General features: G+C 41.7%; 14 protein-coding genes. 2 read left to right on the top strand and 12 right to left on the bottom strand.

Annotated features, from left to right (window positions below):
- Nucleotides 1–160 precede the first annotated feature (160 nt).
- Nucleotides 161–637 (top strand): hotdog fold domain-containing protein, encoded by a 477-nt coding sequence (locus C2M25_RS11120; protein ID WP_105181113.1) that lies wholly within the window; start codon nt 161–163, stop codon nt 635–637.
- Here the strand turns inward: C2M25_RS11120 and C2M25_RS11115 are convergent.
- The 12 genes from C2M25_RS11115 to bcsR all read right to left on the bottom strand — a co-directional run bounded on the left by C2M25_RS11115 (nt 634) and on the right by bcsR (nt 20520).
- Nucleotides 634–1116 (bottom strand): bactofilin family protein, encoded by a 483-nt coding sequence (locus C2M25_RS11115; protein WP_063700263.1) that lies wholly within the window; start codon nt 1114–1116, stop codon nt 634–636. The genes C2M25_RS11120 and C2M25_RS11115 overlap by 4 nt on opposite strands.
- A complete protein-coding gene (locus C2M25_RS11110) occupies nt 1106–2257 on the bottom strand; it encodes a M23 family metallopeptidase (protein WP_063700262.1) in 1152 nt (383 codons plus the stop codon). Before C2M25_RS11110 ends, C2M25_RS11115 begins: the two co-directional genes overlap by 11 nt.
- 151 nt (nt 2258–2408) lie before the next feature.
- On the bottom strand, nt 2409–3722 hold the full coding sequence (gene fahA / locus C2M25_RS11105; protein WP_063700260.1) for a fumarylacetoacetase: 1314 nt from the start codon (nt 3720–3722) through the stop codon (nt 2409–2411).
- 155 nt (nt 3723–3877) lie between these two features.
- Nucleotides 3878–4924, bottom strand: coding sequence for a 4-hydroxyphenylpyruvate dioxygenase (hppD, locus tag C2M25_RS11100; protein WP_063700542.1), 1047 nt, complete (start codon nt 4922–4924; stop codon nt 3878–3880).
- A gap of 314 nt (nt 4925–5238) precedes the next feature.
- Nucleotides 5239–7962, bottom strand: a complete 2724-nt coding sequence (locus C2M25_RS11095; RefSeq protein WP_063700258.1) for a metallophosphoesterase — start codon at nt 7960–7962, stop codon at nt 5239–5241.
- 116 nt (nt 7963–8078) lie between these two features.
- A complete protein-coding gene (locus C2M25_RS11090) occupies nt 8079–9509 on the bottom strand; it encodes a peptide MFS transporter (protein WP_063700256.1) in 1431 nt (476 codons plus the stop codon).
- A gap of 244 nt (nt 9510–9753) precedes the next feature.
- Nucleotides 9754–13566 (bottom strand): cellulose synthase subunit BcsC-related outer membrane protein, encoded by a 3813-nt coding sequence (locus tag C2M25_RS11085; RefSeq protein ID WP_105181112.1) that lies wholly within the window; start codon nt 13564–13566, stop codon nt 9754–9756.
- Nucleotides 13557–14672 (bottom strand): cellulose synthase complex periplasmic endoglucanase BcsZ, encoded by a 1116-nt coding sequence (bcsZ, locus tag C2M25_RS11080; protein ID WP_105181111.1) that lies wholly within the window; start codon nt 14670–14672, stop codon nt 13557–13559. The genes C2M25_RS11085 and bcsZ overlap by 10 nt, the downstream gene beginning before the upstream one ends.
- A complete protein-coding gene (gene bcsB, locus C2M25_RS11075) occupies nt 14672–16921 on the bottom strand; it encodes a cellulose biosynthesis cyclic di-GMP-binding regulatory protein BcsB (protein WP_105181110.1) in 2250 nt (749 codons plus the stop codon). The genes bcsZ and bcsB overlap by 1 nt, the downstream gene beginning before the upstream one ends.
- Nucleotides 16918–19584, bottom strand: a complete 2667-nt coding sequence (gene bcsA / locus C2M25_RS11070) for a UDP-forming cellulose synthase catalytic subunit (RefSeq protein WP_105181109.1) — start codon at nt 19582–19584, stop codon at nt 16918–16920. Before bcsA ends, bcsB begins: the two co-directional genes overlap by 4 nt.
- Nucleotides 19574–20296: a cellulose biosynthesis protein BcsQ gene (gene bcsQ / locus C2M25_RS11065; RefSeq protein WP_063700246.1), complete on the bottom strand. Its 723-nt coding sequence runs from the start codon at nt 20294–20296 to the stop codon at nt 19574–19576. The genes bcsA and bcsQ overlap by 11 nt, the downstream gene beginning before the upstream one ends.
- On the bottom strand, nt 20293–20520 hold the full coding sequence (gene bcsR, locus C2M25_RS11060) for a BcsR/BcsP family cellulose biosynthesis protein (RefSeq protein WP_063700244.1): 228 nt from the start codon (nt 20518–20520) through the stop codon (nt 20293–20295). Before bcsR ends, bcsQ begins: the two co-directional genes overlap by 4 nt.
- A gap of 121 nt (nt 20521–20641) precedes the next feature.
- Here bcsR and bcsE point away from each other — a divergent pair, with 121 nt between their 5' ends.
- On the top strand, nt 20642–22267 hold the full coding sequence (gene bcsE, locus C2M25_RS11055; RefSeq protein WP_105181108.1) for a cellulose biosynthesis protein BcsE: 1626 nt from the start codon (nt 20642–20644) through the stop codon (nt 22265–22267).
- The last annotated feature ends 101 nt before the right edge of the window (nt 22268–22368 follow it).

Here is a 22368-nt window from a genome sequence, read left to right as displayed (position 1 = left end):
GGTATTTTATGTGCCCCTAAAGGAAAAGAAAAGCGTTCACTTGGCTAAAAGTGTAATACATACGTAATCATTAAAACTGCTTACAAAAACTTTCCATTTCGCTATCTGGTCTGATGTGTTAGTTTTTTATCTCACATCATAAAAATAATGGATAAACGTCGTGAGCTCACCATCATCATTATTAAAAATTTGGACGAAATGTCAGTCACTGCCAAAGGGTAACTGGTTGTTTAGTAAAGCCGTGTGTTTTAAAGCCCCTTACTTTGGGTCAATAAAGCCATTGATCACACATTTAACTGCTGGGCATTGCAGTGCAACCGTTAAAAACCGCCGAGCAATCCACAATCATATAGGGACTATTCATGCAATTGCACAGTGTAATGTCGCTGAGTTATGTGCAGGTTTAATGGTTGATGCCACTGTGCCGGCAAAAACGCACCGTTGGATCCCAAAAGGCATGACTGTGAATTATTTAGCGAAAATTGACACAGATATGCGTGCTGTTGCCCAGATAGACGTGCCGAGTGAGTGGTTAGAAAAGCAGGACTTGCTAGTACCCGTGAAGGTTTATAATAGCCGCGATGAACTTGTTTTCACCGCGGATATCACAATGTATGTAACCGCTAAAAAGCGTTAAGACTTATCAGCGGCTTGTTTGTTAACAAACGACAAGTCGTTGTCGTCATCAGCCAATAATGAAGAACTTGTTTGTTCTTCAGGCTTGATTGGCGCCACATTATCTTCTTCGTGACGATGTTTTAAACTACCTTCAATGATTGCGCCGGCTTCGATGCTCAGTGTGTCATGAAAAACATCACCATGAACTTGTGCTGTGCTTTCAATCGTCACTTTGTTGGCAATCAGTGAACCGATAATTTTACCTTTGACGATAACACTATCAGCCTCAATGACACCTTCAATCATGCCAGTGTGACCAATCACTAAATGTTTAACACGTAAATCGCCTTCGATGCGTCCATCAAGCTGAACTTCACCTTGGCTGCTGAGGCCGCCAGTTAAACGAACGTCTTCAGAAATAATAGAAGGAGTGTGGTTGGTTCTTTTTAAAGATGAGCCAGACGAGCTAGCTGCTGATTGTTTTTTTTTACCGAACACGAGAAAGCGCCTTTGTTATTTTAACCGGGTTGACATGTTTGCCATTCACTAAAACTTCGTAATGTAGGTGAGTGCTGGTACTACGGCCAGTACTACCCATTAAACCAATGACATCGTCTTTAGTCACTGTTTGGCCTTTTTTAACCTTAATTTTATTAAGGTGACCAAAGCGAGTAACGAAGCCATTTTTGTGTTGTAGTTCGATAAAGTTGCCATAGCCGCCATTACGACCAGCACGTAAAACGGTGCCATCAGCGGGAGCAAAAATCTCGGTTTTATGCCAACCTGCTAAATCAACGCCTTTGTGAAAAGCACGGCGGCCATTCATAGGATCTTTTCGAAGACCATAACTACTTGAAATGTAGTAATCGGCAGCAGGAAGTGTTTGTGGTAATTCGCTGAGTAAGTTTTCAAGGTTATTTAATGCCAGCAATTTGTCGGCAATCGCTAAAAACTCAGCGGGAATTTTTGATTCGTCAAATAAATCTAATGGACCACCTTGTGCCGTTTCGCTACCGTCTAAAACAGAACCGTCAGCAAGGCTACTATCAAGGCCTGCACCTTCTAACATGGCAACAATTTCTTGGTGACGAAGCTTAATTTGCTCATCTAATACAATAAAACTGCTGTTATAAGCAGCATCAAGACGCGCTAAGCGCTCAGAAATACTCTCTAAGCGTTTTACTTGTTTAGGTTGCTGTTCATCTTCTAAAGGCGCGTGAAACTCTTCAGCGTGCTCCTGAACAGGCAAAAGTAATGGCTCTGCGTCGGTTGGCAGTGCAGGTTTGTTCATTGATTCTGGAAGCGATTCAATCATGCTTTGCAATAGCGCTTGTTTTTGTTCAAGGACTGCCAATTGCTCTAGCTGTTTTTCATAAACAGCTTGTTGCTGATAATGCTGTTTTTGCCATTCTTGTTGTTTTGTTAGCTGAGTTTGTTCGATGCTAGTGATCTTGTCAGCTTGAGAAATGATTTGCAGTGTTGAAATACTTAACCAAACAAGAGCGGTTAAAATGACTAGTAAGGTCGTTAATTGCACCCAAGGGGCTAATACTAAGTGTTTTACTTCGCCATTTTGACGGATCAACAGCTGACGAGCTGGAAAAAACGTGCGATAAAAAGACTTAAGTTTAACTAACATGGCGTACAAAATTTGACTAATAACCGAGCTAAGATAGCAATCTCATTTAAAAAAGCCAGCAAAAAATTGTAACTCAACTGAAAAAAATGCAAAAAAAAGGGCAAAAAATGCCCTTAATCGTTGTTCTGGAAATAAAAATAGCGAGTTATTTTTATTTGGCAGGTAATACTGTACCTTCGACTGAACCAAAACCAATGCGTGCAAAACCGTCTTTTTCACACCAACCACGCATGATTACGTTGTCGCCGTCTTCTAAGAAAGTACGTTGTTCGCCATTAGCTAGCGTGATCTTTTCTTTACCACCGCGAGAAAGTTCTAATAATGAACCTGCTTCTTCGTGCTCAGGGCCCGATTGCGTTCCTGAACCTAACATGTCGCCTGGTTGGAAGTTACAGCCATTTACAGTGTGGTGAGTGACCATTTGCGCAACGGTCCAGTAAGAGTGCTTGAAGCTTGATTTAGATACCTGTGTTGGTGCTTCGCCAGCTGCACGCATCTTTTCTGTTTCGATTTGTACATCCATTTTGATATCGAATGCACCAAACTCACGGTTATGAGCTGACTCTAAATAGTCCATTGGTTGTGGATCGTTTTCGTCACGTGTCCAGTTTGTTCTAAATGGTGCCAGAGCTTCTGTTGTAACAATCCAAGGAGATACAGTCGAAGCGAAGTTCTTCGCAAGGAATGGACCAAGCGGTTGGTATTCCCATGCTTGTAAGTCACGTGCAGACCAGTCATTAAATACACAGAAACCAAATACGTGGTTTTCAGCATTTTCAATGGCAATCGCATCGCCTAATTCATTCCCTTTACCAAGGTAAATACCTAACTCAAGTTCGTAGTCTAGGCGTTTACAAGGGCCGAATGAAGGGACTTCTGCATCTGGCGCTTTAGTTTGACCGTTAGGGCGGTGGAACGTTTGACCAGAAACATCAATTGACGATGAGCGGCCGTGATAACCGATTGGTACCCATTTGTAGTTAGGTAGAAGTGGGTTATCAGGGCGGAACAAACTACCTACCGCTGTTGCGTGGTAAATAGACGTATAAAAGTCAGTGTAATCACCAATGCGACATGGCAGCGCAAATTCGATGTCTGCTTGAGCGATAAGCGCTTCGCTTAATTGTGCTTGCTCACTGGCACCTTCACGGAGTGCTTTTGATAGAGCAAGACGAAGTGCAGACCAATACTGCTGACCAAGACCCATAAATTCATTGAGTGTAGCTTGGCTTGCTGCTTTAACGGCAACCTGTGCATCACCAGAGAATAAACCAAGCTCATTTACTTTTGCTAAATCGATAACTTGATCACCAATTGCTACAGCGCCACGGAACGCTTCGTCTGAATTTTTACGACGTACTTCTGCAAAAGGAAGGTTTTGAATTGGGAAGTCACAGTTCGCTTCGTTAGCAGATGCAACCCAGCTTTTTAGATTAATATCGTGGGTTTCGTTAATTAGGCTCATACTCTTTCCTTATTTGTTCGCGCTGATTTATTAGTTATCTATATGGAGGCAATCAACGCAATTTAAACAGTTAGTTTAAAACAGAATTTAAAACGACAAAAAGCAGCGTGTGAATTTACCCAAACCACACGCTGCTTTTTATTCATCATGATGAACTAGATTACACCACGACGCTCTTGATCACGTTCGATTGATTCGAAAAGGGCTTGGAAGTTACCTTCACCGAAACCGCCGTCATCTACACGTTGGATCATCTCGATGAAGATAGGACCAAATAGGTTCTTCGAGAAGATTTGCAGTAGGTAACAGTTTTCGCTTTGGCTATCTACAAGGATTTGATGCTTACGGATCTTCTCTTTGTCTTCTTTAACCCAAGGCACACGGTCGAAAATGGTGTCGTAGTACTCAGGGATGATATCAAGCGTGGCAATCGTTGATTGGTCAAGCTTATCAAGTGAGCTTACTAGGTCATTCGTTAGGAATGCTAAATGCTGTACACCCGGACCATTGTACTCGTTTAAGTACTCATCGATTTGGTTGTTGTTATTATCTTTACCTTCGTTGATTGGAATCGAGAAAGTACCGCACGGAGATTTAAGTGCGTAAGATAATAACGCTGTTTTTTGACCTTTAATGTCGAAGTAACGAACTTCAGTAAAACCAAATACGTCTTTATAGAAGTTAGCCCATGTTTCCATCGTGCCTTTATAAACGTTATTGGTTAAATGGTCGATACGGATGAAGCCTTTGTCTTCAACAATGTGTTGCTCGCTTAAATCTTCAAAATCTGACTCATAGATAGAACCTTTGTCGCCAAATTGCTCGATGAAATAGATTAAGCTGTCACCAATACCGTAAATAGCTGGGTAAGGTAAATCTTTATGTGTTGAATCTGTCGCAGGTTTTGCACCGCGCTCAACAGCAACCTCGAATGCTTTTTGCGCATTCTCTACACGCCAACCCATAGAACAAATTGCTGGGCCGTGGCTTTTAGCAAATTCAGCAGAGAAACCATCACGCTCATTGTTTAGTAAAAAATGAATGTCATGTTGGTTATAGTAAACGATGTCTTTACCTTTGAATTTTTTTAGCTTTGAGAAGCCAAAATCAGTAAACACTTTGTCCATGTAATCTGCATCTGGTGTTGCGTATTCAGTGAATTCAATGCCCACTAGGCCTAACGGATTATTTACTTCGCTCATTGTCATTACTCCCGCAATTATAAGCACTGCGCTAAAAAAGAATTATTGTTCTGCAATGAGCGGATGATTAACCAGAATCTCAATAAGGGGAAGATCCCCGCATTATTTAGCCAAAGCCTCTTTTGTAAATTAAATGGGACAATGATTTTAATTTCAGCAATTGCACTATCAAAGGCAGTGAGTAAGCCACTATATTGACTAACAGAGGGTATCCTTTTTTATATCTTCTATATGTATTTAATGGTAAATTTTTGTATTTTTCAGGCAGTAAAAAAGGCCTTGCACGGCCTTTTTTATTAAGTCGCTTGTATTGATTAGTTTACAGTTTGACGTGCTTTGTTAAAAAACTTGCTGCGCTGTTGTAACCAAGGGTTATCTAAAACTTGTGGTGCTGCTTGATAATGGCGTTCAACCACTTGGTTTAGGGTACGGGTTGATTGCGTAAAACTAAGTTGCTGCTGTGCAGCACCCATATTGGCAATCTCGGCATCAGTCATCGCACGACCAGCAAATAACAAGGCGTTTAAGTATCCCGGCTTAGTTTCGTAGTCATTATCGGTTAAAAGTAAGGCCGCATTGTTGATTGCCCAGCGCTCATTGATTTCACCTTCGTCTTTAATACCAATCAGCTTACCATCAAGATAAATTTTCAGTGCGCCATTGTTTGGAGCAGCGTAAAACACAAAGGCAATACGATGCCAGCTGTTTGCCAAAAGCTCGCCAAAGTAACCACTGTCACTAGTGGCAATACCAATGGCGTTATCTCGGCTAACGTACAAGTCTGCGTCATCACTGTTAGTGATATCGGTTTGTAGTAGTGAGCGCCACTCATTGGTGCTTTGTTCTGGCCACATAATATCCATCACTAAGGTGTAATCAGCGATAAGGCCTTCTGTTTGGTAATCACCGTTTGCGGCACTATTAGCCGTTAAGGTTAAGCCTTGCGTTGGGCTATGGCGAGCAAAGGCGAGCACGCCTGAGGCACCCGTTGGTAAATCAGCAATTTCAAGCTCTGTAGTGGTGGCAAATTGACTATCTTCTGGCCCCCAGTTTTTGTCTTCAGGGTCGAAAAAGCTGAGTGTTGCAGGGCCAACGTCACTGCTAAAGCCTTGCTCAGGATTGTTAAAATTCCATACCGTGACTGCATCATCTGTTTTACACGCATTCAGTGTGTTATCGGTATCAAGATATAAACATTGGCTGGTGCGTGCTCGCGCGTAATTATCAAGTAGCCACCAACTTTCAGCAACCAATTGGGCTTCTAAGCTTGGCAGAGCAGGGAAGAACAACCCGCTATTTAGTGCTGGGCCTTTAAATAAAGCAACCTGGTAAGTGCTTGCGTCATCAAGGTTATCTGGCACTAACGAGACCCATTCAGGCTGGCTTTCGCGCATGCTTTTCAACTGGCTGCCAGTCACCTCAACTTGATAAATTGAATTAAAGCCTGGGGTGTTTGATGGTTGGCGTTCAACCTTAAATGCGGCATGGAAGTCTTCTTGGGTTAACGTACCCGGTAGCCAGCGATCTTGTACTTGGCTTGCATCAAGCAAGGCAGCATCAATCTCGGGGAACTGCTGCATAGCAGCTTTGGCAGTAATCGTCGTGAGCTCTTCTGCAGAAGGGTAATTTTCTGAAACCGCAATTTCGGTGTTTGCATCTGGGGCATAGCGACCCATGATTTCATCGATGGCGTTTTTAGTGCTTTCATCTTGGGTCGTAATGCTGGTGGTTGCGACGGTATTGTAATCAACATCCGCAAGTGTTTTGTCTTCAAGGTTAAAAGTTAAGGTAAGATCAGTCAGACCTTGTGCAAAAAAGTTTGGCTGAATAACAATACTGCCGTTATCTAAGGTTTGATAACTTTCACCGCCATGAGTATGCCCACCAAGCACTAAATCAATTCCCGCCACATTTTGTGCAATGCGGGTGTCAGTGCCTTCACCTAAGTGACTGACCATGACCATGTAATCAACATCTTGACGGTATTGGTTTACAATCTGCTCAGCCACGTCTTGCCACTGCCAATTCATTTTAAAATTAGCGATAAAATCAGGAATTGGCTCGTCTTCAACTGGTTCATCAAGTTCATTCCAAGGCACTGAAGTCATGCCAAAAAAGCCGATACGAAGGCAACCAACTTGGACAACAGAAAAATCGACACCGGCAAACGACGTCTCGCTGCTACCATCATATTCGGTGTTACTTGAAAGTACGATGGCATTATCGTCATCGGCAAAGTCCAGCAATTGCTCAGGTCCCCATGCATAATCGTGGTTACCTATGACACGTACGTCAAAGGCCATGGCTTTTATAGCTTCGACAGTGGCTAACCCTTGTGATGTTTGTTCCGCTACGGTGCCTTTTTCATAATCGTCACCACCATTGGTGAATAAAGTATTAGGGTTTTCAACTTTAGCTTTGTCGTAGTAACTGCGAATACGGCTGAATAACTGCTCTTTAAAGCCAAAGCGCGCGTGTAAATCTGCAACATGAATAAAGCGTACCGTTTGGTTACTGGCTGTGTCATTACATTGCTCGCCAATGGTTTTACTGGCCGCAGGAACGGTGCGAGACATTAAAGCAAAACTACCAAATTCTGTAATAGCACTGACAGCAAATCCATCATCGCTTTGTTCAGTACTGAGAGTTTGCCACTGCTCATCAACTAACTGCACTATGCTAAAGGCAAGGTTGGTTTGTTCATCTGGTAACTTAATCGCTAAACTTAATGGCTCAGCAAATATCAGGTTATTTGGGCGAAAGGTATGAATACTCGATACAATACCTTGCTCGATATCCGTGCTTGAAGCGCTTGTCTCTGTATAAGTAAATGTGGTGTCTGTCGTAACTGTGTTACTTATTGCATTAAGTATGACATCGCCCTGTGCAAATTCAGCTGATAAGCCATTTTCGACAGAAATAATCAAACCAGACTGATCAGGAGCTGTTGCGACTTCTTTTGTTGTTTTATCGCCACCGCATGCTGTCAGTAATAAGCTAGTCAGAATAATGACCAGTAGTTGAGTGTTAAAGCGCACTTACTCAGTTCCTTTGCCAAAACAAATTAATATCAGAATATAGTATCAGTTTTAAGGACGCAGAGGGAATAGGGGAGAGAGAAATTCCCCGCAGCGGGCGCTACGGGGAATAAGTATTATTGCTTTTCAGCAGACACTTCTAGCTCTTCAGCTAGGATGTGTTCAGTCGTTTGTGGCTCGTGTTGGCCTTCAGCACCGTGCATCCAAGCGACTAGTTTGTCGCTTAGTAAGTACATGATCACTGCAGAAAGAACCGCAGTTGCGCCTAAGCCAATGAAGATACCCATCGCGTTGTCTAACGCTTCTTCACCTTCACCTAGGAATGAACCTACGAAACCTGCAATTTTGTTTGCAACCGCTGTACATAGGAACCAGATACCCATAAGCATTGAAGCTAAACGTAGAGGTGCAAGTTTACTCACCATAGATAAACCAATCGGCGATAAACATAACTCACCTAATGTGTGGAATAAGTAGAATAAAACTAACCACATCATGCTGATTTGTAGGTGCTCACCTTGACCTTGTGTCATTAGCGCTAGGATCATCGTGATGAAACCAAGTGCTAAGAAAATAAGTGCAATAGCAAACTTAACCGGAGAGTTTGGTTCACGTTTATCAAGTTTCAACCAAATGATGGCAACTAAAGGTGCAAATACAATGATGAAAATTGAGTTTAAAGATTGGAACCAAGAAGCAGGTACTTCAAAGTTAAATAGCATACGGTCAGTGTAATCGTTAGCGAAAAGGTTCATTAAACCGCCCGCTTGTTCAAAGCCCATCCAGAAGATGATACTGAATACACTCATAGTGAAAATAACTTTAATACGGTCAGTTTCAACTTTCGTTAAAGGCTCTTTAGTATTTGATTCAGATTGTGCTTGAGAAAGCTTAGCCGAAGGAACAACACCGATTTCGCCTAAGTATTTATTACTTAGTGCAAGTTGAAGAAGAACTGAGATCACCATACCTACACCAGCTACGATGAAACCCCATTGCCAGCCCATTGCTGCAGCAGCATAACCCGCAACTAGAGGACCTAATGCACCACCTAGGTTGATACCCATGTAGAAGATAGTGAACGCACCATCACGACGTTGGTCACCTTCTTTATAAAGGTCACCTACCATGGTTGAGATATTTGGTTTAAATAAACCGTTACCTAAACAAAGTAGTGTTAAACCAATATAGAAAACGTTTTCTTCTTGGCCAGCTAAATAGCTGTGAGGAACACCCATAGTGAAATGGCCTGCAGCCATTAATAAACCACCAAGTATAATCGCTTTACGTTGTCCTAAGACGTTATCGGCTAACCAACCACCGAATAGTGGTGTGATATATACAGCCATAGTGAAGGTACCATAAAGGCTTAATGCGTCTGCATTTGACCAACCAAAACCACCTTCTTGTACAAGCGCTACTAAATATAAAACTAAAATGGCGCGCATGCCGTAGTAACCGAATCGTTCCCACATTTCTGTGCCGAACAACAGGAATAACCCTTTAGGATGCCCTAAAAAGTCACCTGCTTTAGGTAATGAACTCATATTTACTTCCTAACTCTAAGTTTTTATTTGAGGCCTTATTGTTTTTGCTTTGGTCGTTCTATGTATTTATTTAGTGAACGGGCGGCCATGTTTATTGATGCAGCTAAGATAATGGTTTGTTGCTCAAGTTTTATACTTGAAGGTAAGAGACACACCCTTATCCTAGCTACAAGTGCGCTACAGTATACATAGACCTTATGGTGAGGGGAAGATCTTGCGACACTTGCTCCTTGTGATGCGATGGTTAGTAGCTTGCATAAGGCACAACAGGTTTACCCGGGAATGCCAGCTCGCTATACACCGGATTAAAGTAATAACGGAAGTACAGCTGAGCGTAATTCGGTTCATAAAAATCGGCTCTATCTAGGTTGAAGTAACCACCAAAGAACCAATGAGGCGTGAATCGATACTCAAAACTTGCCCCTAAGTTATACGATAAGCCACTGCTGGTATCGCCCTCAAAGTAAGGCACAACACCCGTTACAGCTGTTTGAGCTTCTGCTTGGCCTTGCAAAATAGGGTCGTTCGGGAAAAATGCGATGTCGTCAGTGGTGGTGGTAGACCAAGACACCCCAGCCCGAAGCCTATATACAAAATTATGACCAATTCGTTTATCAAAAATCACAGGTAAAGACGCGCCCAAGTAGTTTTGTGGGCTGTAATAGCCACCATGCCCCCAGGTTTCTTCACTTAAATTATACTTATATGACCAGTGTAATAAGTTAAGACCTAGGCTTAATTCGGTGTTTCTTTCGCGAATATAGCGATAGTAACTCCCCCCCATTAGGCTGTAGCTTTGGTTGTCTTTGACATTTTTACCTTGCAAGAGTTGATAGTTGGTACTGCCCCAAAACCCCCAATCTAGGCCTAGGTCATGAGATAGACTAAGTTGTAATTGCGTAGCTCTAACACCGCCCCATACTTGGTTGGTAAAGACATCTTCAAGTCCGGCGTAAGATAATACAGAGCTAGTGACTGGGCGTTTATTAAACGTGACGCCATAACCAAAGTCGCCTAAATCACCTTTGTAATTAACGCCCCACACGATATCTTCGACTAAAAAGCCAAGTGGAGTGGTACCAACATCAATGCGCCATTGCTCGTTTTGCCAAGCAAGGCCAATATCCATACCTTGTTGCTTTGGTTTTATGCTTAAAAGTGGGCAGTCAAAAATACAGAGGGCCCCTTGACCATAGCGGCTACCTGCAAAGGTTTCATCAAAGCGGGTTTCTTGGCTCGATATCGTCATTGGGTCTAATTTCACAATCCCAGTGCCACCCCACAGTGGAAAACCGGCTTCGATAGGCGTTGCACCAGCGCCGAGGGTTGACTCATTTTGCGTGCTTGTTTGGCTACTTAAGTTGATAGCGGCTGTGATATAGGCTTGTTCATCGCGCTCGATGCTTTGTAATTGGCGCTTGGCATTATTGACATACCATGCTTCATTTTCATCAAGGGCATACAGCTCATAGTTCTGCTCATCGCTTAAGTTGCTCGTTGCCGTATCTGGATCAACTGCCGCGCGGTACCAGTTTTGAGCAAGCGTAGTTTGTTGCTTAGCTTGTGCAACCGCTGCCGCTTGATAATAAAGTTCTTGGTTATTGTTTGATTTAGCCAGCAATATTTCAGCTAGATTAATGGCACTTTGTGTATCTTCAAATTGTTCAAGTGCGGTCATTAATTGCTGCTGACGATAGCTTTGTTCACTTGAAACCTGATTAATTTGTCCAGCAATGATGCGATCAGCTAAATCATCTCTTTGCTGCTGACGAGCGAGTGTCGCAATAGCTAAAGCAGTATCCGTTGAGACAGTTTGCCCATTTGCGATGTGTTGCTCATAGCGGGTAATAGCTTCTTTACTATTGCCTTGCTCGATATGAGCATTGATCAGCGCCTCTGACAGTTCTGGGTTATCAGGGTAGCGTGTTGCAAGCTCTGAGAGCTTAGTAACTCTAAGATTACTATCACTAAAGCGATTAACGTAATTAACTTGAAGTGCTAACCATTGTGATTGCTCTGCATCGGTTGCGTTACTCGGCAGGTGATAGTCTGCAAACCAGCTATCAGCAGTGTTTTTATCGTTGCTTTCAATTAGCCAATTAGCATAAGTCATATGCCAATAAGGGCTCAAGCTTGGGTCACGATTGAGGGCTTTTTTCAGTTGTCTAATCGCATACTGCTGCTCATTAATTTGTTGCCATTGGCTGGCAAGCTCAGCTTGCATTAAAGGTGTCAATGGCTGTGCTTCTAACTCGGTAAGCTTATAAATCACCGTGGCTTTATTGCTAGCTGTGTTGTTAGCAGACAATCTTTCTAGCTTAGTATTAATACTCAATTGTTCTGTGAGTACATTGATTTGTTCGGTGCGTGCGTTATTAGGAATGTAATCTAAGGTTGCCAATGCTCCTTGATAGTCATTCAACGAACGTAAAAATAGGGCATGGCTATAACGTAAATCTGCATCTAGCGGAAATTGCCACAAGGTTTTTTTATACAGCGCTTTCGCATGATCAACTAAACCCTGTTGCTGGTATAAATTTGCAAGGTCGTAATATAGCCAGCTTTGACGAGGGCTTTGTTTAATTGCCGTAAGTAGCACATCAACCGCTTCATCAAGCTTACCTTGTGAAGTTAGTTCGTCTGCTCGAACTCGTAGTTGCTGTGTTTGTAATAGGGTGTAATCTTCAGTCAGTAGCGCTTGTTGCTGACGAGTTAAGCTATTATAAAATTGATGACTACGAGCATAATTGCCATCTGAGGCCGTTAATTCGAGCATGGCACGCAAAGTAGGCTGTTGCAGAGGATCGTCTTTTAGCACTTGCTTATAGAGATTCATCGCGTTTTGGTATTGCCCAGCTTGTTTGGCAAGTTCAGCGCGGTAAAACAACACGGTATTAGGGTCTTCATTTAACGTATCTGCTAAATCAAGCTTAAGTGCAGCCTGTTTTAACTCATTGCTACTAATGGCCGATTTAGCTTCATCAATGTATTGCCAAAAACGTGCGGTATTGGCGAGACCTTTTAATACCGTTATGCGGTTTGCATCTATGCTGTATTGTTGTGCTTTTTTAAAGTACTGGTAGGCATTGGCATTCCTGCCTTGTCTTAAGTTTAATAAACCTAGGCTATTGTATATTTCAGGATCTTGAGGACGCCCTCGCAGAGCTTTATTGAAGAGCTTTTCTGCCGTATCAAAGTGACGTTTTTCAAGTTCGACACTGCCTTTGAGCCATGCCTGATAAGCAGGATCCGCTTGCTTTTTTTGTTCAGCCAAATGTGCTTTTTTAAAGTCACTAAATTGCAGCTGACCTTTACTGCTTTTAGGGTAGGCAGCAAAGTAGTCTTGATAAGCAAGCTTAGTGTGTTTATTAAGCGGCATGTTTTCAAGCGCTGCAAGCCAAGCAAATTCGGCTTCTACACCATATTGATTGCTGTGTGCATAGTGGCTAAGTAGCTTAATGGCTTCTTTATTCGTTGGGTTCCGTTTTAATAGATGCCTCGCATAGGCAAGCTCAAAACGGCCACTATGAGGGTAGCGTTTCATTAAAGAACGATAACCGCGCAGTGCTTGTTGATACTGACTTGAATCTTGAGCAAGCCAGTTGATGTGCTCAAGCTCATATTCAATATTCGGGTAAGCAGATTTAAATAGGCGGTTGTATATTTGCACTGCTTCGCTGTACTGACCAGCTCTGGCACGAAGCCTGGCTTGTTGAACCACTTCTTTGTCTTGATTATTGACTCGTGCGAGCATAGTTAAGCTTGTTATACACGGATGCGACATCTTACTGAGCTCTGCTAAACGTGCATTGGCTTTATCGACTTCTTTTAGGCTATATAAAACACGCACCTCTGCGCATTGCACTTGGGTGTTTTTAGGTGCAATGCTTTGCAGCTTTTCTAAGCTGTCGCTCATCAATTGATTATCACGCTCAATTTCACCTAGTTGCACTTGGCTAATTAACCAATCAATTGATTGACTATCAAGGTCCTTGTTAACTGCTGCGGATGCACTGGAGCTTGCTAAAACTGCAGCAAGTAGCCACTTTATCGGCATTCATTGCTCCAGTTAGTTGTTAAGGCGCCGTTTTTATCAATACTAAAACGTTTGTTCAATGCGCTATTACCAAATAAATACAACACGCTGTCGTAATAGCGGCTGGTGGTAAAGCGGGTATCCATCATAATTTGCTGCTGTAACGCAGTGACAGCTTGTGATGCATTCTCTTCAGCAAGCAGTGGTAATAAAGCAGCAACAAAACCACTTGGGGCATTGCCTGCTGTTCTGCCCGTGACGGCATTGGTTTCTAATGGCACTTTGCCAGAAGAGACTATGCTATCAATAAAGGGTTTAAACTGCTTAGCAAGGGCATTTTTATAAGGTGCATCTTCTGCCATCATGCTGGCCCAAAGATAAACGCGGATTGCATTGTAACTACCTGTGGCTGGCGTGCTTTTATCATGATAAAAGCCTTTTTCAACGCTGTAATTAACCCAGTCAGGGCTCATGCCTTTTGGTGCTGTATCTATTAATAACTGCGCCGAGTTTTCGTGTAATGTTTGCCAAGGCGAGTGAGGGTATAAATGTGCAAATTGCGCAAAAATAAATAGCGGCGCATAACTTGGATTTAATTTCCAGCTACTGTCTTTTTCAAAGCCTGATGGCCCAGGTAACAAGGTCAGGCCAAGGTTTGGTATCTGCGCGGTTTCTTCACGAATAATGCGCTCAGCAAGCACTGAGCTGAGCACTGCGTAGCGTCTTTCATTCCATAAAATAGCCGCTTGTGACAGGGTATAAGCAATCCATAAATCTGAATCAGAAGCTGGATTAGAATCAATAATTTGCCCTTGGCTTTGTTTAATGCCCCATTGCCATGCTGGTAAACGGGTACTTAAATCACCTTCAGAAAGGTGTACTTCAGTCCATTCAAGTAACTTATCGAAGCTGGCTTTATCATTGGCAAGTAAAGCAAAGAATAACGCATAAGATTGCCCTTCTGAGGTGGTGATGTCGTATTCACTGCCTAAATCAATTACGCGTCCTTCAGGTGTAATGAAGTGGGTTTTAAAGTTATTCCACTGCGGCCAAGCGCTACAGCTTAATTGGGCTAAGGCACTGCTTGAAAAAACAAAAACGAATAGTAAAGAAGCGATAGTTTTCATTATGCCTGATCTCCTTCAGATAAACGTTTTTTGGTCAGTAGCGCAAGCACTCGCCACAACATAAATGAAATAAGTAGTAGTGTAAGTAGCGACAGAATCGCTAACAGGACTGGGCGGTCTGAAAAGTGGAACCAAATAAGTGTATGAATAGGCACATGACCAACAAAATACTGCTCATCTGTTTTAATCGTTTTGATGCCTTGGCTATTGATAATGGCGGAGCTTCCCATTATTTGAGCAGTTTTATCTTCATTTAATAAGGCATCAGTGAGTAGCGCATATGCACTTTCATTACTGGCAATTAAAGATACCACTGAACGGTCTGAATCGAATGGTGACTGAAATCCTGACATCACAGCTAAACGACCAATGCTGCTGATGTTTATTTTAATTTTTTCAGCGCCTTTTGTGTCGTATGCACCATTGTAGATAGCTTGATCAACAATGCGTTGGTTGTTGTTGATAAGCACACTTAGGGCGCTATCTTTGGCAAGGGATGTTAAGAATGAATCAGCCTTACCAATGATAATAATGTCCTTATCGTTTAGCGCTAATTGGTTACTTGGGAATTGAATTTCTAAACGGTGCGCAGGGTAGCCGGTAATAGCGCCTAAATGACCCGCAAAATTAAGCAATAAGCTAATCGCGTTAACCGAGGCGTTAGCTTCCATCACTAAAGTACTTTGGTGTAAATCGGCATATTTTGTAAATGGAAAACCACCACTTGCAAAGGCACGTAAGTTTGGCATGGCAATATAGTGATGGAAGTCACTCACATCAATCGTAGAGCTGCCGTCAATAGCGCCAAATTCACCACCGGCTGGAATGGCACTACATTCACCGGTTTTCACAACAGCAAAGTTAAAGTCATAAGTCAGCTGGTTATTTGTTGTTAAATCTAACCCTGTTAATTCAAAGTCTTGACGAGTTTGAGTTGGATTAAAATCTGATAGAAGCGGCAACAACGTATTGGTTGTTATTGTTTTACCGCCTTCGTTATCAAGAATAAAACCATCCACAAACTTACCGTTGATCAGCATGTTCAAACGCGACAACATGTTTTGTTCAACAGGTGTGTTGCGATAATTCAATGTAATCGGAATACCATTTTCACGCCAAGTAAATAAATCGGGTGCAAAGCGTAAATCTAAACGAACTGGCAGACCGCGATAACCTTCTGACTGCAGTTGAGTAGGGTATTCAATAAACTCATCAAAGCTCACTGGGCGATCAGAGCGCACCCACAGTGGGGCATCGTAGGCTTTTCTAAGTGGTAAATTGCTAATTGCATCAATGGTTGCGCTGCGACCTGTCATCACTTTATAACCAAAGACTAAACCAACAACGGCTTCTTTTAATTGCGCCGTGTCTTTACCTAAAACAAGCAGTACCTTGGCGTAACGGTGAGTTGGGCTGCTGATTATTTCGACTGTTGGTTTATCAACATTAGGGTAATTTAATAAAAAGTCAGGCTTGTTGTCATTGGTGGCAAAAACCACACTATGCTCTGTTGGGGTGGCATTGATTTGCACAGGGAACTGCGCCTTGCGCCATTTTGCTTGCGCGCCAAAAAAGCTTGATAAGGTTGTGGCAGCTTCTAACGTATTTTCATCGGGTTGTGATGCAAAAACGAATGGCAAAGTGACCTTATTGTAGTCGCGAGAGTCAAAAAATGGTGCAGGGAAATACTCTAACAAGCTTTCAAGTGCCAGTGCTTGACGGTCAATAGAAATACGGCTGCTTTTACTCAGCTCAGCCCAAATTGCATTACTATAATCATCCTGACAAACCATGTCGTAATAACCCACTAACTCAAAACGAATTTGGTTAAAGTCTTTAATTAATTTAGGGTTAAGCACGATGCTACGCTCAGCGACAGTGCCGATAGGCGTGTTCTTATCATCGATAGGCAACACAGTAACAAGATTTTCATTTAAGAAAATTTTTAAATGTGACACTCGACCTATCAGGGATGGTGACGTTGTATATGAAAAATCGAGGGTTAGTTTTTTACCTAACTTATCAAGACGGTTCGTAAAATCAACGCGGGTACTATTGCTCACACCATCAAGTTTAAACTTGCTTAATCCAAGCTTTTCAAAGCTTAGCGTCATGCTTTCAATTGGCGCTTGTTCAGGATAACCATGATCAAAAATCGCTTTATTAGAAAGAGGCTCAGCACTTATCGCCCAGCCAGATAAGCTGAGTGTGATAACAGCGAATAACAAGGTTAAAAAAGTTCTTATCATGATGTTTTTAGTACTTTTGTTGGTTTTTTGGGTAATAACGACGCCACAAAGTACAAGACTCTTGATGCAAACGCAATCGCGGGTCTTAATTCATTTGGGGCATGGAAAATCAAGTTCTTAAAGCCTTTAATACTGGTATAAAAAACGTGAGAAAAGCTATACGAAGGCTTGTCGTGTTTAAAGTTTTCTTGCCAATCAAGCCAAGCATCAGCACGTGAGAAAGTGCATTGAATAAAGGCTGTTTGTTTTTCTAAATCTAAATCTCTGAGGGTCAGACCCAACTGCTTATCGCGGGTGTTACAAATATAGGTCGGGAATGAAAACTGTTTCAAGCCACGACTCATTAGCAGCTCTACCTTATCATTTACACGGCACAGATGATTGTGTTCAGTTTCAAGACCAACGCCATTATTTGAGTAGTCCGTAATTTTCACTTTAATGGTGCGGCCATTGGCTAGGCGAATAGCCGCAGGGAAATTTGCTTTGATACGGTGTGAGCTACGTACTTGTTTCGCTTCAGCGGCAACAGCCACAGCAGCACCCAAAATTATCACGTTATAGCTTGCCCACAGCATGCTAATGACGAGTACGCCTATTTGTGAACTATCGCCGAAAAGCAATCTAAATACGCCGTAGGTCATACCTAACACGTTAACCAGTAACAAGATTATATAAGGCTTCGAAATCGTCCAGTCGTAGTGATCTTGCTTGTTTAAGCCACCTTTTTCGGTCACGTTAAACTTGCCCTTATTCGGGTTGATAAGCGCAACTGTAGTGGGTTTTAAAATATACCAAGCAAGTACTGATTCATAAACTTCGCCCCAAAATGAATAGCGGTACTTTCCTTGAATTCGGGAATTGGTGATTTTTACCTGTAACAGCGTTGGCACAATATAAAGAAAGATAGCAACAAACGGTGCATAGATAATTTGCGCATTGAAATAAATTAATGCCAGCGGCGCGGTTAAAAACACAATGCGCGGGATACCCGATAAAAAGTGCAACATAGCGTTTAAGTAACACAGTCGCTGTGCAATATTTAAGCCCTTACCAAACAGTGGGTTATCTAATCGGAATATTTGCGCCATGCCGCGTGCCCAACGAATACGCTGGCCAACGTGGGCAGATAAGCTGTCAGTGGCAAGGCCTGCAGCTTGCGGAATATTAATGTACGTTGTTTTGTAGCCTGCGCGCTGCATTCTAAGCGCGGTATGGGCGTCTTCTGTGACGGTTTCTACCGCAAAACCACCAATTTCTTCAAGGGCACTACGCCTTAACACAGCACACGAACCACAGAAGAAGGTTGCATCCCACATATCATTACCATCTTGGATTAAACCATAAAACAGCATGTTTTCATTAGGGATTTTTCGATGGTTCTTTAGATTGCGCTCAAATGGATCGGCAGAGAAAAAGTGGTGAGGTGTTTGTACTAAACACACTTTACTATCATTGATGAACTGCCCCATTGTCATCTGTAAAAATGAGCGAGCAGGGATGTGATCACAGTCAAAAATAGCAATGTAGTCGCCATTCGTTACTTTCATCGCATGATTCATATTACCGGCTTTGGCATGTTTGTTATCAGGACGAGTTAAATAACCAACACCAATTTGCTTTGCAAATTCTGCAAACTCAGGGCGCTTACCATCATCTAAAATATAAATGTTAAGTTTATCTGCTGGCCAATCGATACTTTGCGCAGCAATCGTAGTGGGCTTTACTACCTCTAATGGCTCATTATAAGTTGGAATATAAATATCAACCGTTGGCCAATTTATAGTGTCTTTTCCTAATGCGATGGGCTTACGGTGCAGTGGATTGATAGTTTGGAAGAAACCTAAGATCAGAACTAACCAAGCGTAACTTTCAGCAAGTAATAAACCAATCCCGAGAGCAAGGGCTAATGGGTCACCCCAGTTCAGGGTATCTGTATAGCGCCACCATAGATAACGTGTTGACGTTGTCACAGATAGGGTGATCATCACAATGGTTGCTATTTGTCCTTCAACACGTCTGAGTGAATAAGCAACCACCAAAATTAAACTAATGAACACTGCTTGTGCTTCAATACTAAATGGTACGGTGATAAAAACAGCTACAGCAAAAATAAGTAGGGTTAAAAACGCGACTTTTAAGGTGCTATTTTGCCAAATGGATGAGCGACTCACCGCTTTATATGATTTAGTTTTGGTTTGTTTTTTTGCGACTAACCAAAGTACTTTAAATGAGCGTACAAGCTTGCTGTCTGCCAGTCTTAATAAGCGTGCAGAGCGTGTTATTTTGCGCCAAGTTTTACGCTGTTCAATGGTTATGTGCTGCTGTGAGGTTGTGGTGGTGTTGAATAGCGCAAGATAAATACTTTGCAATACAATTCGAACACAGTTACTCGGTGTCAAAATAGGTTGAGATACATGGGGGTATAAACGCTGTAATTTATGTTTAATTTCTCGTTTTTTGTTGTTATCTAATTTAATAAATAATGACAAAAAAAGCACAAAGAAAGGCAGTAAAAATGCACCCAACAAGCTCATTTTATGTTGATTGTAATAACCATGAAACTTAATGAATACAAACCGTACAAGCGGCTTGGTTAAAACTAAGCTTAATAGCACTTTTAATAAGCGTTGCGATACACTTACAGAACTTATTTTATTGCTCATTCTGACTCGCACGGCTTACAAGCCAACCTGCTAGCGTTTCAAAATCGTCATTAGCAACGCTATACGGTGCACAGTTAATCGCCACATTGCGAAACGCGGTGGCTTCTTTGATCACTTCATCTTTGTTGATATATAAAGGCGCAATTAACGGCAGTTCACTTTGCCAAAGCTGCAATAGATCTGATTCAAGCTCAGAGGCAGAGTTATATTTATTAGTTAAAAAGTAATGCTGCCATGATGACTCTGCCTGTTTAAGTGTGTTTAAACGCTTGAAAGCAAAGCTGTGACAAATAGCATCACAATTAATAATCTCAAGGAATATATCGTCTTCATTTAGCGGGTAGCGATGCACATCGACATGGGCAGGGCAGTCAAATAAAAACCAGCTGTCATCGCTGTCATTAAGTTGCTGACAGCTCTCGATAATGCTCGAAAAGTCTAAGCCTAAGTTCGAGCGGCTACCATAAGGTAAAAACCTTACACCATCGTTATCTTGGTGGAACTGCTCACATGCTGAAGCGAAGTCTGGGTAATCGCTCCAGCCAAGCAGATGCTCCCAGGCAAGTCCAAGGTGTAGGCCTAAGTCGCCTTTAGGGTCTAAATCGATGGCATACACAGGCACATTTGATTTTCTTAAGGCGCAAGCAAGATTGGCCACAATCGATGTTGTACCTGTCCCGCCTTTAATTCCTTTTAAAAAAATCCGCTTCATTTATGAGTCTTTATTGCGCTTTTGTTAATTTTTTTAGTGCTCTGTGTTTGTGTCGTTGCTAATGCAATATCGTTAAGCAAAGGGTATTTTTCAATCGTTTTGCGATTTTTTTCGACATCAACAATTTCAACATAATCTGTTTCCTTGCCACCAAATTGACGTAACAACTTCTCAATATCATATTGAGTTAAGGTGTGTGAATTTTTTACTGCAAAGTCATTCATCTAAAAAACCGTAATGAGAAAAATTAGCTTAAAAATGTTCACGATCCATGGACATAATTTGCATTATATATAGAATAGCGTTTAAAACTAGTACTAAAGTATCTTTTTTAAGGGTTTGTTAGTGCCTCATTTAAATATTACAGGACTAAACGGAGCTTTCTCTGAGCTTAAGCGAGGCGCAAATTATGCTTTACTTGCCCCGCTAGATAATCAGCTATTAGAGTTAACAAGGCATCTTTTAACCAGTCATAAAGACTCGGTTTTTTTGCTCTCTGAACAAGTCGAACTATTTTTCGAAGGAGAGGGAAGCGAGTTATTGTTCACTTTGTTCGAACAAGGGGTACTACGTCCTTTCCATTTACATCATAATGAGAATGTATCAAAAAGTTTGCATTTTTCCCGTGGTGTTATTAACGAAATAAAACAGTATGAGCAACTAAAAAACAGTACGGTTATCGTGCATGTCGATTCAGAGCAGTTAGTTTCCTTGAATGAGCAACAGCTTGGTGAAAAACTCAAGCTTTATCTGGCTTTGTCACAGTCAAAAAATGTCACTTTAGTGTTTTTAATGTCAGGAGCCCATGTCAGTGAATTGAGGCGCCAGTTGTTAGCTTTAAACCGTTTCTTTGACGGCTTAATTTACATGACTCAAGAAGCATCTATCCGTACCCTTGAGTATGATTATTGGTGCCACAAAGAAGGTGTCATTGCTGGACGCTCAGTCAATTTGCAGCTTTATGATGGTCAGCTTGCATTAATTGAAGAAGAGCAAGAAGCCGATGAAAAGTCGCAGCCAACGGCTCAAGATTTTGATGAAGACGAGGTATGGCTAACTCGCAGTGCTGTGCCTGAGGGGACAAAGCTCCCTGTTTTTTATAAAATTATTGATGACAATGATGCTCTTTTTTCTAAAGGGCTAACTAAAAAGTCAGCGACCTTAGTATTTGCCGTTAGCCGCTACACTGATTTAAAAGTATTAGCCAAAGATTGCTTCTCTCTTCGTAAAAAATGTGGTCGTCGGTTGAAATTGGTTATTCAAAATGTTGATGGCATTATTCGCCATCAAGATGAGTGCCTATTTTTAACCTTAGGGGTTAATCTTATTTTATATAGTTATTCTGAGCCTTCGCGATTACTGTCACAAATTCAGTCAATTCAAGGGTTTCAGTTTTCAAGACCCCTACCAAAATCGATTGATGATGTTCTAAAATACAGTGAAAATGTATTGGCTAAAGGGTATTTACCTCCTGTTAAATTCGCAGAGCAGGTTGCGAAGCATAGTGATTCTGCTGCCAACCTTGGCGTAAGCGGCGTACTTGTTTTGATGCAGCTTTTGCCACGTATTGATGCGATACACCCATTGCATTTATTCCATGTAAAGCGCGAAGGGGATATTTTTAGTTTTGCTGATGGTACGGTTTATCTTTACCTACATGCTTGTCGAGAACACGATGTTGAAAGCGCAATTAAGCATTTATTTAAATTACAGGTGAGTGACTTCTTTATGTCAAAAAATGTCATTGCTGATCATTTTTATATTCAGCAAGAATGTCGCCGCATGCAACGTCATTTTGCTAATACTGAAATAACAGACTTTACTCAGCAATTACAAGAAAATGTAAGCTATATTTTTGACGCAAAAGCATCAGATATAGCAAGTTTAAACACTGAAACACCGGAATTTAAAAAAGTGATTCGACCTATATCCGAGCCAGTAAAAGTGACCTTAAAAGGTGAACTATCATGAGCTTAAATCAGTTTTTTATAACTTTTATCATCGCAATGTTAATCGGCATTCTGCTGAGTAATACAGGTAAGTTATTGTTTAAAAAAGCAGTCGTGCTATAC

Origin of the sequence: Pseudoalteromonas sp. T1lg21 (assembly GCF_002964625.1) — a bacterium.
GTDB lineage: Bacteria > Pseudomonadota > Gammaproteobacteria > Enterobacterales > Alteromonadaceae > Pseudoalteromonas > Pseudoalteromonas gelatinilytica.
The sequence above is the reverse complement of the archived record's forward strand: the minus strand, read 5'-3'. Positions and strand labels throughout refer to the sequence as shown.